At 67.8% G+C, this 14,151-nt stretch carries 10 protein-coding genes; 1 reads left to right on the top strand and 9 read right to left on the bottom strand.

Annotated elements, in window-relative coordinates:
- Nucleotides 1–31: 31 nt before the first annotated feature.
- The 9 genes from ASG27_RS24900 to ASG27_RS24940 form a co-directional block, all read right to left on the bottom strand.
- Nucleotides 32–1,843 (bottom strand): diguanylate cyclase, encoded by a 1,812-nt coding sequence (locus ASG27_RS24900; RefSeq protein ID WP_235503940.1) that lies wholly within the window; start codon nt 1,841–1,843, stop codon nt 32–34.
- 72 nt (nt 1,844–1,915) lie between these two features.
- Nucleotides 1,916–3,700 carry a diguanylate cyclase gene (locus ASG27_RS24905; protein WP_056413085.1) on the bottom strand — a complete coding sequence of 595 codons (1,785 nt, stop codon included), beginning with the start codon at nt 3,698–3,700 and terminating at the stop codon, nt 1,916–1,918.
- A gap of 17 nt (nt 3,701–3,717) precedes the next feature.
- A complete protein-coding gene (locus ASG27_RS24910; RefSeq protein ID WP_235503942.1) occupies nt 3,718–5,247 on the bottom strand; it encodes an oxygenase MpaB family protein in 1,530 nt (509 codons plus the stop codon).
- The gene (locus ASG27_RS24915; RefSeq protein ID WP_056413089.1) at nt 5,244–6,065 is read right to left on the bottom strand and encodes a carotenoid biosynthesis protein; all 822 of its coding nucleotides are present in this window, start codon (nt 6,063–6,065) and stop codon (nt 5,244–5,246) included. The genes ASG27_RS24910 and ASG27_RS24915 overlap by 4 nt, the downstream gene beginning before the upstream one ends.
- 150 nt (nt 6,066–6,215) lie before the next feature.
- Entirely contained in the window at nt 6,216–7,037 is an 822-nt protein-coding gene (locus tag ASG27_RS24920; RefSeq protein WP_056413092.1) for an alpha/beta fold hydrolase, read from the bottom strand.
- A gap of 61 nt (nt 7,038–7,098) precedes the next feature.
- A complete protein-coding gene (locus ASG27_RS24925) occupies nt 7,099–7,926 on the bottom strand; it encodes a proteasome-type protease (protein ID WP_056413095.1) in 828 nt (275 codons plus the stop codon).
- A 181-nt stretch (nt 7,927–8,107) separates the two neighbouring features.
- Entirely contained in the window at nt 8,108–10,699 is a 2,592-nt protein-coding gene (gene mutS, locus ASG27_RS24930) for a DNA mismatch repair protein MutS (protein ID WP_056413097.1), read from the bottom strand.
- A gap of 338 nt (nt 10,700–11,037) precedes the next feature.
- Entirely contained in the window at nt 11,038–11,775 is a 738-nt protein-coding gene (locus tag ASG27_RS24935) for a hypothetical protein (RefSeq protein ID WP_200912395.1), read from the bottom strand.
- Complete coding sequence (locus ASG27_RS24940) at nt 11,762–12,310, bottom strand: hypothetical protein (protein ID WP_056413100.1); 549 nt, start codon at nt 12,308–12,310, stop codon at nt 11,762–11,764. The genes ASG27_RS24935 and ASG27_RS24940 overlap by 14 nt, the downstream gene beginning before the upstream one ends.
- A gap of 423 nt (nt 12,311–12,733) precedes the next feature.
- On the opposite strand from ASG27_RS24940, the gene ASG27_RS24945 reads away from it, so the two are divergent.
- A partial coding sequence (locus tag ASG27_RS24945) for a PAS domain-containing protein (protein WP_235508476.1) occupies nt 12,734–14,151 on the top strand: 1,418 nt, incomplete at its 3' end.

Consider the following 14,151-nt stretch of genomic DNA (forward strand, 5'->3'; position numbering starts at 1 on the left):
GCGGCCCGCCGCGGGGCCGGTGCAACGCAGGTCAGGACGACGACAGCGCCAGGTCGCCGGTGTTGCGCCGCAGGCAGAACTTGCCGCCCTGCTTGCCGCTGTACATGGCCGCATCGGCGAGCTTGAGCAGGCCCACGGCGTCGTTGCTGTCCTCCGGCGCCAGCGCGTAGCCGATGGTCAGGCCCACCTGCACCTGCAGCTGGCCCAGCGAGAACGGCGAGCGAAAGGCATCGAGCAGCTTGAGCCCGAGCTCGTGGGCTTGCTGTGCATTGCCCAGGTCGCCCGTCATCACCACGAACTCGTCGCCGCCCAGGCGCGCCACCACGTCGCTTTGCCGCAGGTGGCCCTGCAGGCGGCGCGTGACGGCCACCAGCAGCTCGTCGCCCACATCGTGGCCGTGCCGGTCGTTGACGGGCTTGAAGCCGTCGAGGTCCATCACGTACACCGCCAGCAGCTTGTCGGGGCCGCACCGAGGCAGGGCCGAGGCCAGCGCGATGTTCAGCCCGCGCCGGTTGGGCAGCCCGGTGAGCGGGTCGGTGTGGGCCAGGGAGCGCATGGCATCGCGTTCGCGGTTGGCGTCGATGGCCTCGGTGCGCAGCGCCTTGGTGCGCACCCCCAGCACCCGCATGAACAGCAGCATGTCCAGCGTGGCGCCAAAGCCGAACGAGTGCATGGTCCAGAAGTTCACCGGCACCCAGCCGCGGATGACGCCGATCACCGTGGCGGTGGCGGCAAAGTAGATCAGCCAGGCCAGCAGCAGGCTGGTGCCCACCGGGTCGCCCTGCCGCGCGCGGCGCACGGCGCCGGGGATGCCCATGAGCGCCGGGACCAGCCCGAGGATGCTCACCACGGCGGCGATGGCCGCGGTGCTCAGCACGTCCAGCGCATGCACCACGGCCAGCAGCGCGCACAGCACCGCGCCGGCCCGCATGGCGCGCAGCAGCCGGCTTTGCGGCCGGTGGCCCACGAGGGCCTGGCTGATGAAGAGGAACGACCCGCAGGTGGCCATCAGCGCCGACAGGCCTGCGGCATGCAGCTCGAGCCAGATGTTGTCCTGCCAGAGGTACTGCGATCCCAGGCCGAACAGGTGCAGCGAAAAGAGCGTGCTGCCGGTGATGAGCAGCGCGTACTGCAGGAACAGGATGTCCCGCAGGTTGATCCACTGCGCCAGGCTGTAGATCAACAGGCACAGCGCCAGGCCGGTCAGGATGCCCTGCAGCATTTGCTCGTTCATGGCGGCGCTGTGCCATGCGGTGGGCTTGTTGAGCGTGATGGGCAGCACCATCGCGCCGGTGGTCTCCACGCGCAGCAGCAGGTCGTAGTGGTGGCCCGGCTGCATCAGGAGCGGCAGGGCATGCGTGCGGGTGCGCAGCGGGCGCTGCGAGAACGGCTGCAGGCTGCCGAGCGTGGCCTGCTGGGTCACGTGGCCCCCATGGGTCAGGTAGACCTCGATGCGCTGCAGCACAGGGTAGTCGATGTCCAGCACCCAGGTGCCGTCGGAGCTGGGCGCCACGCTGACCGGCACGCGCACCCACACTGCGTCGGTGCGCACGCCCAGCGTTCCGCTGCTGCGCGGGGGCGCGGCGAACTCGGCGGTGCGCCGCATGACGTCGTCCACCGACAGCACGCGCGACGCGTCGTTCAGGATGGTGACGGCGGGCCAGGCTTCGTGCGAGTGCACCTCGTCGCGCAGCAGGATGCGGCTGCCGTGGCCGTTGCCGTCGCCCTGCGCCCAGCTGCCGTGGCACCCCACCGACAGCCACACCAGAACGCAGCCCATCATCCAGCGCCTGAGGAGGGCCGGCAACCGTTGCCACGGCAGCAAGAGGGGGACGGTGCGCATGGTGTGGATCGACGCTTGGGCAGTATAGGAGGCAGCAGGGTCGCGGGGTTGCAGGTGGTGTGGCTGTCTCGTTCAGGTGGCCGGCGCCAGGTCGTTGCGGCCACGGCGTACCGTGCGCTTGCCGTCTTGCTTGCCGGCGTACATGGCTGCATCGGCCAGGCGCAGCAGCACCTGCGGGTCTGCGCTGTCCAGCGGCGCGATGGCATAGCCTGCCGTGAGCCCCACGTGCAGCCGCAAGTGGCTCAGGCTGAACGGCTGCTCGAAGGCACGCAGCAGCGCCTGGCCCAGCTCATGCGCCTGCTGCGGTGTTTCCAGGCCCTGCGCCATGATGATGAACTCGTCGCCGCCCATGCGGGCCACCATGTCCGAGTGGTGGCGCACGCTGCGCTGCAGGCGGTGGCCCACGGCCACCAGCAGGTCGTCGCCGACGTCGTGGCCGTGCGCATCGTTGACGGGCTTGAACCCGTCCAGGTCCATGAGGTAGAGCGCCACCAGCCGCTGCTCGGAGCACTGCGCCAGCGCGGAATGCAGCGCATGCTGCAGGCCGCGCCGGTTGCTCAGGCCGGTGAGGTGGTCGGTGTGGGCCAGCGAGCGCATCAGATCGCGCTCCTGCATGGCTTCCACGGCGCGTGCCTGGGCCGCGTTGGCGCGCAGGCCCAGCACGCGAAAGAAGAGCAGCATGTCCAGGGTGGCGCCGAACTGGAACGAATGCAGCGTCCAGAAGTTCGCGGGCACCCAGCCCTGGACCAGGCACACCATGACTGCGGCGGCGACGCCGAACGCGACCCATGCAGCCAGCAGGGTGGCGCCGATCGGGTCCCCGCGCCGCACCCGCGTGATGGCCGCGGGCAGGCTGATGAGGGAGGGCAGGGCACCCGCCAGGCTCATGTAGGCAATGCCGATGGGCACGCTCACCCAGCCGAGCACGAGCGCGGCGCACACCGCGGCGGTGATCGCCGCGCCCGCCCGCATGGTGCGCGCGTACCGGCTGTGCGGTGTGTCGCCGGCCAGCGTGTGGCCCAGGAACAGGAACGAGCCCGCCAGGGCCATCAGCCCGGCTGCCAGGCCCGCATACCGGCCCATCCAGAGATTGTCGGGCCACAGGAACTGGGCGCCCAGGCCGAAGAACTGCAGCGAAAAAATCGCGCTGCCCAGCACCACCAGCGCATAGAAGCCGAACATCCGGTCGCGCTGCGTGACCCACTGGACCAGGCTGTACGCGAGCAGGAAGAACGCCAGCCCGTTGAGCAGGCCCTGCAGCATCTGCTCGCTCAGGGCTGCATGCATCTGATAGGGCATCTCCCCCACCGTGATGGGCAGGATCAGCGGCCCCGTCGCCTGCACCCGGATCAGCAGGTCGTACGGTTGCCCGGGCTGCAGCTCGAACGCCATCGCAGGGGTGCGGCTGGACAGCTGCCCCTCGCCCGGCTGGCGGGTGCGCAGCCTCTGGATCACCTGGCCGCCGCGGGTCAGGTAGATCTCGGCCTGCAGCGAGCTGTAGCCCAGATCCACCACCCAGGGCGTGCGCGGGGCCTCGGGCGCAATGACGGGAATGCGCAGCCACATCGCGGCCTTGTGCACACCCAATGATCCACCACGCCGGGCGGGCGCCTCGAACGCGTCCAGGCGTTCCAGCATGTCCTCGGCCGTGAGGCTGTACGTGGGGTCGGCCTGCAGGGTGATGGCTTCCCACGCATTCACCTGGGGCCGGGCCTGCGTCAGCACCAGGGGCGCATCAGCCCGTGCCTGCACGGGCACGGCCATGGGTGCGAGCAGCCACAGCAGGGTGAGTGCCAAGCCGCGATGCGCGCGCCAGAGCCGGGCCGGGAGCAGGAGGGCATGGAGCAACAGGTGCATCAGTGGGGAGGCCCTGGTTACGCGGGTCGCTGCGCCTGCGCGGAGCCCGTGGCCTGCGCCTTCTCGGTCCGGCCCAGGCCCAGGCTCCAGCTGCCGTGCGTGGTGAGGCGGTCTTCCAGGCGGTTGAGCCAACGGGGTGCGTTGGGGTCGTCGCTCCAGCTGTGGACCACGTCGTCGACCTGGTTGAGCAGCGCGGTCGGCAATTGCAAAGGCCGTGTCTGGCTCATGAGCACCCGGCTCATGAAGTGGTAGCCCAGCACGCGGGTGAGGGCGCGGACTATCGAGAACCGGGGCATTGCCAGGCGCACCACCGCATCGAGCACGCGCGCCGCGATCAGCACCACCCAGAACAACAGCGCCGACGGCCAGGGCACGGGCTGGGTCAGTCCCAGGTCGCTGGCCGTGTCGCGCCCGCACAGGTAGCGGGTCATGAGCTGGGGGAAGGGTTTGACGATGTCCCACGGCAAAGCCTTGGCCATGGTCTGCATCAGCGCCTGGCCCAGGGCCGGGCGGGGATCGGGGCTGATCGGGTCTGCGCGCCCGCGCGCCTGCATCTGCGCCATCAGCACCTGGCCTTGCTCCATGGTGTCGACCATCAGCGAGCGTTCGATGCCCAGGACGTGGCCCACCACGTTCCAGGCATGCAGGTAGGCTTCTTCCTCGTGGCGCGGCAGTCCGATGCCCAGCTTGTGCAGGCTGCGCAGGAACACATAGCCGAAGGTCAGCAGCGTGTAGGCCAGCTCTTCCTGGTTGCAGGGCAGGCCGTCATCGGCCACGTCCCAGCCGCGCGCATGCAGCATCTGGAACATGGTGACGCCGCGGCCGCCGCTGGCGGGCAGCGGCGTGGGCGCGATGGCGCTGGCATCGCCCGCGTTCAGATGGTCCACGGCACGCTGCGGGCTGCCGTGCAGGATGAGGTTGCGGATGGTGGCGTGGATGAGCCGCACCTTCAGCACCTGCGCCACGCCCGCACCGCGTTCGCTCAGGCCGCCGTGCATCATCACCGGAAAGATCATGGCGGCGGTGGAGCGGATGCGGTATTCGGTGTTCTGCTCCAGCTGCCCGGCGGTGTGCAGCACGGCCGACAGGTCGGGAATCACGTAGCACTCGGGCAGGCTGGCGCAAAACAGCAGGATGCACGACAGCGCGCCGTGCTCCATGAACAGCTTTTCGGCGCGCTCGATCTGGCGGGCGTCGGCCCAGTCGGGCAGCACCTGGGCGGTGCGGACATAGTGGTTCAGCGCATCGGCCATGGCCTGGTCCACATAGCCATCGGCCGGCTTGCCGCCCACGGTGCCATGCACCGGGCCCACCGCAACCGTCCACTGCGCGATGCCCGCGTTGTCGGCCCATTGGCCCAGCAGGATGTTCACCGTGTCCAGGCGCTTCCATTGCTCGGCATCGGCATCCACCATGCCGGGGGGCCAGGGGCCGAGCATGTCGGCAATGGTCTGGTCGGCCAGCGGGTCGGCGTGGTGCTGCATGCCGGCCAGTTCGGCGTCGGGAAGCGGGAAGTGGCGGGAGTTCGTCATGGTGGCTGTCTTCATGCTGCGGCTTCTGTGGGGGTGCGCCAGCGCTGGAATCCCGCCATGGCGCACAGCAACGGTATGCCCATGGCAAACGGGGCGATCGAGCGGATCTCCACCGGGTTGCCCAGGACCATCTGGAACACCATGCCGGACGCGTAGATGGCCAGCGGGACCAGCGCGTGGCGCCGCAGGAAGGGGCTCACGGGCTGCAGCGGGCGGCGGCGCACCGACAGGCGAAAGCTGAAGATGATGCAGAAGGCGACGAACACCCAGCCGAAAAAGCCCTGCACGGTCTCGCCGAACCAGGCGCCGTCGGTCTTGGCCATGATCCAGGCCTTGAGCGTGTAGACGAGGTAGGGGTCGGCGCCCAGATCGAACGCGGTGACGATCATCGCGGCCAGGAACGACAGCATGGCCGCATTGCCGAGCCCCGGCGCGCCGTCCACTGGCGACTGCCACACGATCAGGTTGCCGATCACGTAGCCTGCGTAGGTGAGCGAGAACCACATCATGGGGATGACGATGGGCACGTTGACGAGCCGGGCCCCCAGCACATCGGTGTAGGTGTAGTGCCCGAAGAACCAGCCGTGCGTGCTGCCCATCTGCTCGGCGAACCAGCCCAGGCTCACCGCGATCAGCACGAACTGCAGCGCCGGGCGGGCGCCGAGCAAATGGGTGGCACTGGCCCAGCAGCACGCGAACATGAGCACCGACGCAGTGACGATGGCAATGGTGGTGTCGTTGTGCGTGCGCAAGGCCGTGACCACCAGGAATGCCGCCAGCAACGCGAAGGTCACCGCGGGCAGTCGGGCAGTCAGGGGAGTCTTTGCAGGCATGTGGGGTGTATCACGCTGTAACAAACCCCCAGTGTAGAGGATGCGCCCGTGATTCGCGCCCCTTGTTTTTGCAGAAACCTCAGTGCCTTTTCGGTACTTTTGCGGGCCGTTTTGGTGTTATATCAGCGTCACACGTGCCGGCTCAGCGCATCACGAGGTCAGGGCTTTCAGCGAAGCGAGATTGAGTAAGGAGGCCTCGATGGCCGCCGCGGTGGCCACCGGCTGCTCCATCGGGAACAGGTGGCTGCCGTCCAGCATCATCGTGCGGCCCTGCGTGATGCGCAGGGTCAGGGCCATGCCCACCTGCTTCATCTCTTCGGAGTCGCGCCCGCCGATGAAGGCGGCGGGGCACTGCAGCGGGTGCGCGGCCAGCAGCCGGCCCAGGTTGTGCGGCAGCGTGTTGTAGATGGCGGTTTCCACCGCGCGGTCGAACCCCAGGATGCGCTTGCCGTCGTGGTCCACCAGGCCGTGGGTGACGTAGTCGTGCAACACCTCCGGGTCCCAGCGCGCGAACGCCTTTTTCTTGCGAAAGTGTTCCAGCGCCTCGTCGTTGCTGGCCCAGCTGAAGCGGCGCTGCCGGCTGATCTTGCCCGGCGAGATCGAGCCCACCACCTGCGTGCGTTTGGCCACGTCGACGGCATTGGCCTTCCAGCCGCCCAGCAGCGGCGAGTCGATCAGGAGCACGCCCCGCACCAGCTCGGGGTGGCGCGCGGCAGCCATCACGCTCAGAAAGCCGCCGAGCGAATGCCCCACCAGAAACACCGGCTGGCCCAGGCGCTGCACCTGCGGCGTGGCGAAGTCGGCCAGCTGCTGCACCAGGTGCGGCCAGTTGTTGGTGACGGGGTACTGCGCTTCGTGGCCGTACCGCTCCACGGCATGCACCTCGAAGCCGCGGGCCTTCAGGTGCTGGAAGAGGACGCGGTAGGTGCACGCCGGAAAGCTGTTGGCGTGCGAGAAAACGATGGGGAGCATGGAGGTACGCGCAGGGAGCAAGGGCTGCAGCCGGCACCCCGGACGGGGCGCGCAGGGCAGGTCAGATGAGCTTGTCCAGGTGGTTGGTGATCTTCTTGAGCGGCTTGCTGCGCGCAGGGTTCACCATGATGGGAACGTTGGTGGCACCGCCGCCCCAGGCCGGGTCCTCGATGCTGTCGAACACCTCGCGCAGCTTCTGGCCCCAGTTGTCGTGCAGCATGCGGAAGTACGGGTTGTTCTCGTCGATGCAGACCACCTTCTCGGTGGAGAAGCGGTCGACCTCGTAGACCACCAGGTCCAGCGGCAGTCCCACCGACAGGTTGGACTTGAGCGTGCTGTCCATGGACACCAGCGCGCACTTGGCGGCTTCGTCCAGCGGCGTTTCGGGCGTGAGCACCCGGTCGAGCACGGGTTTGCCGTACTTGGACTCGCCCACCTGGAAGTACGGCGTCTCGGACGTGGCCTCGATGAAGTTGCCGGCCGAGTAGACCTGGAACAGGCGCATGCCCTCGCCCTTGATCTGGCCGCCGAACACCATCGACACATTGAAGTCGACGCCCGAGCGCTTGAGCGCCAGGCCGTCGCGCTCGTGCACATGGCGCACCGCAGCGCCCAGCACGCGGGCGGCGTCGAACATGCTCTTGGCGTTCCAGATGGAGATGGTCTCGCCCGAGTCCCCGTCCTTGAGCTGCTCGGTCTGCAAGATTTCGCGCACCGATTGGGAGATGGACAGGTTGCCGGCCGACAGCAGCACCATGAAGCGGTCGCCCGCCTTCTCATAGACCATCATCTTGCGAAAAGAACTGATCTGGTCCAGGCCGGCGTTGGTACGGGAATCGGACAGGAAAACCAGCCCGGCGTTGAGTTTGATGGCGACGCAATACGTCATGGAGCAGATGGTGGGTCTAGGGTGGGGGAACCCGCAAGTTTAGTCCGGCTTGCGCTCCAGGTTGGTGCATGGCCCGTGCAAGGCCCTGCGCGCCGCACGGCGCTGGCGCAGTTTTGAGTGAATTGCTATTGAAATAATAGCTGACAGCGCACGCCAGGCATGCGGCAGGTGGCATTTACACTCAATTGGCCAGCATCTTCTTGAGTTGGTAAAGCGCGTCCAGCGCCTCGCGCGGGCTCAACTGGTCGGGGTGGATGCCCGCCAGGGCTGCTTCGATGGGGCTGGCGCCCGCGCCCTCGGGGGCCTCCGGCGTGGCGAACAAATCCACCTGCAGATCGTTTTCGCCCGCACGCTCTTCCAGCGCGGCCAGGGCATGGCGGGCGTGGTGCAGCACGGGGGACGGCATGCCCGCCAGCTTGGCCACCTGGATCCCGTAGCTGCGGCTGGCGGGGCCGGGCTGGATCTCGTGCAGAAAGACGATGTCCGCGCCGGACTCGGTGGCGCTCACGTGCATGTTGATGGCGTGGCGTGCCTTGGCGGGCAGCTCGGTCAGTTCGAAGTAGTGCGTGGCGAACAGCGCGAACGCGCGCGTCTTGTCGTGCAGGTGCGTGGCGATGCCGCTGGCCAGCGCCAGGCCGTCGAAGGTGCTCGTGCCGCGGCCGATCTCGTCCATCAGCACCAGGCTGTGCGGCGTGGCGGCGTGCAGGATCTGCGCGGCCTCGGTCATCTCCAGCATGAAGGTGGACTGCGCGTTGGCCAGGTCGTCCGCCGCGCCGATGCGGGTGTGGATCGCGTCGATGGGGCCCAGGCGGCAGTGCGATGCGGGCACGTGGCTGCCCATGCAGGCCAGCAGCACGATCAGCGCCACCTGCCGCATGTAGGTGCTCTTGCCGCCCATGTTGGGGCCGGTGATGATCTGCATGCGCGTGTTGGCGTTCAGGCGCGTGTGGTTGGCGATGAAGCTGCCGCTGGATGTCTCGGCCAGGCGCGCCTCCACCACCGGGTGGCGGCCGTTTTCGATCTCGATGCAGGGCTCGGGCACGAACTGGGGCGCGCACCAGTTGAGCGTGAGCGAGCGCTCGGCCAGGGTGCACAGCACGTCCAGCGCGGCCAGGGCCTGGGCCAGTCGGGTGAGGGCGGGCACGTGGGGCTGCAGCTGGTCCAGGATCTGCTCGTACAGCCACTTCTCGCGCGACAGGGCGCGCTCGTTGGCCGACAGTGCCTTGTCTTCGAAGGTCTTGAGTTCGGGCGTGATGAAGCGTTCGGCGTTCTTCAGCGTCTGGCGGCGGCGGTAGTCGTCGGGCACCTTGTCCACATGGCTGCTGGTGACCTCGATGTAGAAGCCGTGCACCTTGTTGAACTGCACGCGCAGGTTGGGGATGCCGGTGCGGGCTTTCTCGCGGGTTTCCAGGTCGAGCAAGAAGGCATCGCAGTTGGTCTGGATGGCGCGCAGCTCGTCGAGTTCGGTGTCGAAGCCGCTGGCGATCACACCGCCGTCGCGCACCAGTGCCGCGGGCTCTTCGTCGATGGCCGCGCACAGCAGCGCGGTGCAGCCCTCGGGCGGGTGCAGGTGGCTGAAGATTTGAATCAAATAGGGCTCTGGCGCTTGCCCGGACAGCGCAAGGTGCTCTGATTTTTGTAGCGTCTTGCACAGGGCGACCAGCTCGCGCGGGCGCACCTGGCGCAGGGCGATGCGGGCGGTGATGCGCTCCACATCGCTCACGCCCTTGAGTTCGCCGCGCAGCAGGGACCACGGGCCGCTGCCCCCGCCGGCACCCGCGTCGCCGCGCAGCGCCGTCGTGGCCGACAGGCGCTGGCGCGCCTGGTCGCGGTCGCGCTGGGGCTCGAGCAGCCAGGTCTTGAGCAGGCGGCTGCCCATGCCGGTCATGCAGGTATCGAGCAGCGAGAACAGGGTGGGCGCATCGTCGCCGCGCAGCGTCTTGACGAGTTCGAGGTTGCGTCGCGTGGTGGCCGGCAGGTCGATCAGGTCGTCGCCGCGCTGCACCTGCACGCTGTGCACGTGCGTGAGCGTGCGGCCCTGCGTGTGCTCGGCATACGCCAGCAGCCCGGCGGCGGCGGCGTGCGCTTCGCCCAGGTCCTGCGCGCCCCAGGCCTGCAGGCTGGCGGCGCCCAGGTTCTCCAGCAGCTTGCGCTCGCCCAAGGCGCTGTCGAACTGCCAGTCGGGGCGCAGGCTGATCGGGCAGGTGAAGGCGCCGCCCTGGCGCAGCACCTGCAGTTGCTGCTCGAAGCGCTCGGTCACGCCGGCGCTGTAGATCAGCTCGCTCGGGGCCACGCGCGCCAGCCAGCCGCCCAGTTCGTCGTGCGCGCATTCGGCCAGGTACACGCGGCCCTGGGTCACGCTCAGCCAGGCCAGGCCGCAGCGCGCGCGGGGCGCCTGGTGCACGGCCATGAGCAGCGATTCGGATTTGTCGGACAGCAGTTCGGTGTCGGTCAGCGTGCCGGGCGTGACCACGCGCACCACCTTGCGCTCCACCGGTCCCTTGGCCGCGCCGACCTCGCCCACCTGCTCGGCAATGGCCACCGACTCGCCCATCTTGATCAGGCGCGCCAGGTAGGTCTCCAGCGCATGGAAGGGCACGCCTGCCATCAGCACCGGCTGCCCGCCCGACTGGCCGCGTTGCGTGAGCGTGATATCGAGCAGGCGCGAGGCCTTCTCGGCGTCCTGCCAGAAGACTTCGTAGAAGTCGCCCATGCGGTAGAGCAGCAGCGTGTCGGGGTACCCGGCCTTGAGCGCTAGATATTGCTGCATCATGGGGGTATGACCGGCGAGGTCCTGCTCCCCTGCGGGTGTTTGGGATTTGTCTTGTATGTTCAACAACTTAACCAGCTATTTCTTGGTCTTGCATTGCCAGGGATTTTCCATTGCCGTCAGCCCTGCCGATGCTTTGGGGAGGGGGCTGTTTTGGACCGAAGCGCATTTTCGTTGATCTGGCTATCGCTTGGCGCCCGCCTTCGAACTGCAGTGAAAAATCCTGATGTTCTCGGCATCTATGAAAGACAACACCGTCTGCCGGATGCCCTCAATGCTCATGCGCCAGATGTCGGCCAGCAGGTGATCCGTTCTTGGCTGCTTCAGCGGCCTGGGACCACCTACAGATTTCGAGGAGGGTGCCCGCTGAAATCTCCCGGCTGGACGAACTCATCGCCCAGACACATGGCCTTCAGGCGTTGCTGGACCAACCCGGACCGCTGCGGCTCGGCAATCATGCCTGGCAGCACGTTCGCGAAGTCCGGGCTCGCCAGCAGTTGAGTCAACGCTGTGCTCACGGCCTGCCGCAGCGCGGCGGGCGCCACAGCCATCTCACTGGCCAGCTCCTCGCGTCCATCGACGATGTTGAGCACGTCTTCGATGTCGTGGCTGCTCAGGTAGTCGCCGCCACCGCGGCCTGCAAAGGCCTCCAGTTTGGTCGCCACGAAGGCCACGGCGCTGACCAGCCGAATCGTGATGCCCGATCCCAAATTCGCAGGCGCTGCACTTTCAACCGCATACGGATACCACCGGTTGGAGAACCCCAGCACCTGCGGCTGCACCGGCATCAGGTCGAGCAGGAGGCCCGACTCCTTGTGCACCCAGCGGCAGATCACATCGCTGCTCATATCGCGCGCGAAACCACGCTGCGCCACGGCTTCCTCGATGCGATAAAACAGGGCTCGACTGGCGTTCACTACCGCATCGACGTCGCGGGTGGCGCGCACCGGGTCGGCCAGCGGGTCCGTCACCAGCAGGCCGGCGACGGCACCGCCGACGAACACCACCTGTTCACGCAGATCGCCCAATGCCTCGGCGATCTGGCGGAGCTGCGGCAGATTCGGATCATCGGCCCGCATCGGGTGCCTCAGCGTGTAAGCGCATCAGTTCGGCCTCCAGGAGTTGGGCAGCAAGGTTGCGCTCGCGCGCCCTGCCTGTGCGCAAGGCATCGAGCAAGGCCAGCAGGCGATGGAGCGACGGGTCGGCCAGAGCCGCCTGCGCAGCGGTGCGGTAGAGCGGTGACAGCGTCGGTCCCTTGGCCTTGCCGTCAGGATGTGCCCACACGGGCGCCTCTCCTTGCGCAACTGTCAACTGGCTGGCCAGCGGCTCGGCTCCGAATGCCGTCGGGACACCGCGCTTGACGGGGCCCATCGTGGCCGGCCAGACGTAGCGCACGCCATGCAGCATGAACTCGAGCAGGTTCGGCCGGACCGGTGACCATTCGACGCGTGACGGCGCCACAGCGAGGCCTGATGCCACGGCCCGCTTCACGCTGGCATGCGCTTCCGAAGCGCTCATGCTCAGCGCCTCGCCCAAGGCGGCGTATGGCCACCGTTGGGGCGGGTGGGCTGCAACCTTCAGCAGCACCAGCAGGTCTTGGGGTTTGAGGTCCATGGGCGATGTGAATTCGCTATTCGTGAATTGCGAATATCGCTGATGCACGAGCGTTTGGCAAGCTTTGGAGAATCTACGCGGATGGGTACTGACAAGGTAGGGGCAAGAGTGACAGGTTGGAGACTATAAAAAATGAGGGGACGGCGTCACTGGCACTGATCAACAACCGCATGCCCTGTCGCTGACCTGTACTGCAGCATCGTGGGTGTGTGGTGTTCCAACGTCTCGGACATGCAGGGAGACCAGCCATTCAACCCCTGGGGTTTCCCCTCACGCGGTTACATGTCTGTTTGTCATGGTGTTACGTTTTGACATACTCTTGCCTGTATGCTGTGCCATGGCCTGGCGCAGTGGCCGCCACGGCTTTGCAACCGGCTGCTGTGCGCGCGCAGGCCCCTTTCCTTCAGAGGTTTCAGACCGACCGTGATTTCGTCCGAACTGCTGACCGACCTTCTTGCTCCCGCTGGCGAAGGGGCCATCGAGCCCATGGCGCAGGCGCGCCTGCAGGCCCTGGTGGATGCGGTGCCGGTGGCGCTGATGGAGTTCCGGCTGCAGGGCGGCCGCCTGCTGCTGCTGGCCGCCAACGCCGCCGCGCGCCGCATGCCGGGGCTCGGTGCGGTGCGCCACCCCGGTGCGGACGCCAGCGAGGTGTTCGACCTGCTGGCCGGCACGCAGCTGCTGGACCAGCTGCACGGCGTCGTGCGCGTGGGGGCGCCGCTGGAGTGCCGCCAGGTGGTGCGCGAAGCCGGGCGCCTGCTGCTGGCCTGGGACCTGTCCGCGCGCCGCGTGACCACGGACTGCATCGTCGTCACGGTGCGCGACGCCACCGAGGCCGAGACCCTGCGTGCCGCGCTGGCCAACGCCGAGCACGCCCTCGAAGAAGTGCGCCGTGAGCTGCGCGAGCAGACCGACGTCTTCAACACCATGGAAAGCCTGGCCCGCGCAGGGCACTGGCGCCGCATCGAGGACCCGGGCGAGACCGTGCTGCTGTGGTCGCCCGGCCTGTGCAACATCGCCGGCTTCGAGCAGCAGGAGTGGGTGGATCCCGAGCGCGCCGTGAGCGGCATCCTGCCCGAGGACCGCGGCGTGTTCGACAAGGTGCGCGAGCGCGGCCAGGGCCTGGATGTGGAGTACCGCTGGCGCCGGCCCGATGGCGAGGTGCGCTGGATGCGTTCGCGCGTGCAGCGCACGCTGCCGCGCGACGGCGTGCAGGTGGTGATGGGCGTGGTGCAGGACGTGACGGACGAGCACCGCGCGGCCGAACAGCTGCGCGAGCAACTGCTCTTCATCCAGCGCATCGCCAGCCGCATCCCCGGCTTCATCTACGAATACCGCCTGCATGCCGACGGCAGCACCAGCGTTCAGTACATCAGCGACGCGGTGCGCGAGTTCATGGGGGTGGAGCCGCACGAGGTGACGGCCGACCACGAGGTGCTGATGCTGCGCGTGCTGCCCGAGGACCTGCCGCATGTGCAGAGGTCCGCCATCACCTCGGTGCGCAAGCTCGTGCCCTGGCAGTGCGAATACCGCGTGCGCATGCCCGACGGCAGCATCCGCTGGCACATGACCAACGCCATACCGCACCGCGAGCCCGACGGCTCGGTGGTGTCCCATGGCTTCACCATGGACATCACCGACCGCAAGCGCGCAGAGCAGGAGATCGAGCGCCTGGCGTTCTACGACGCGCTCACTGGCCTGCCCAACCGCCGCCTGCTGCTGGACCGCCTGCAGCGCTCCATCGCCGCCTGCCAGCGCACCAGGAACCTGGGCGCCCTCTTGTTCATCGACCTCGACAACTTCAAGGACCTCAACGACACCCTGGGCCACGACATGGGCGACCA

Origin of the sequence: Acidovorax sp. Leaf191, assembly GCF_001424425.1 — a bacterium.
Lineage (GTDB): Bacteria > Pseudomonadota > Gammaproteobacteria > Burkholderiales > Burkholderiaceae_C > Acidovorax.

Bases quoted from the DNA above. Each gene is read 5' to 3' on its own strand.
- ASG27_RS24900 (WP_235503940.1), bottom strand. From the start codon at position 1,843: ATGCGCACCGTCCCCCTCTTGCTGCCGTGGCAACGGTTGCCGGCCCTC.
- ASG27_RS24905 (WP_056413085.1), bottom strand. From the start codon at position 3,700: ATGCACCTGTTGCTCCATGCCCTCCTGCTCCCGGCCCGGCTCTGGCGC.
- ASG27_RS24910 (WP_235503942.1), bottom strand. From the start codon at position 5,247: ATGAAGACAGCCACCATGACGAACTCCCGCCACTTCCCGCTTCCCGAC.
- ASG27_RS24915 (WP_056413089.1), bottom strand. From the start codon at position 6,065: ATGCCTGCAAAGACTCCCCTGACTGCCCGACTGCCCGCGGTGACCTTC.
- ASG27_RS24920 (WP_056413092.1), bottom strand. From the start codon at position 7,037: ATGCTCCCCATCGTTTTCTCGCACGCCAACAGCTTTCCGGCGTGCACC.
- ASG27_RS24925 (WP_056413095.1), bottom strand. From the start codon at position 7,926: ATGACGTATTGCGTCGCCATCAAACTCAACGCCGGGCTGGTTTTCCTG.
- mutS (WP_056413097.1), bottom strand. From the start codon at position 10,699: ATGATGCAGCAATATCTAGCGCTCAAGGCCGGGTACCCCGACACGCTG.
- ASG27_RS24935 (WP_200912395.1), bottom strand. From the start codon at position 11,775: ATGCGGGCCGATGATCCGAATCTGCCGCAGCTCCGCCAGATCGCCGAG.
- ASG27_RS24940 (WP_056413100.1), bottom strand. From the start codon at position 12,310: ATGGACCTCAAACCCCAAGACCTGCTGGTGCTGCTGAAGGTTGCAGCC.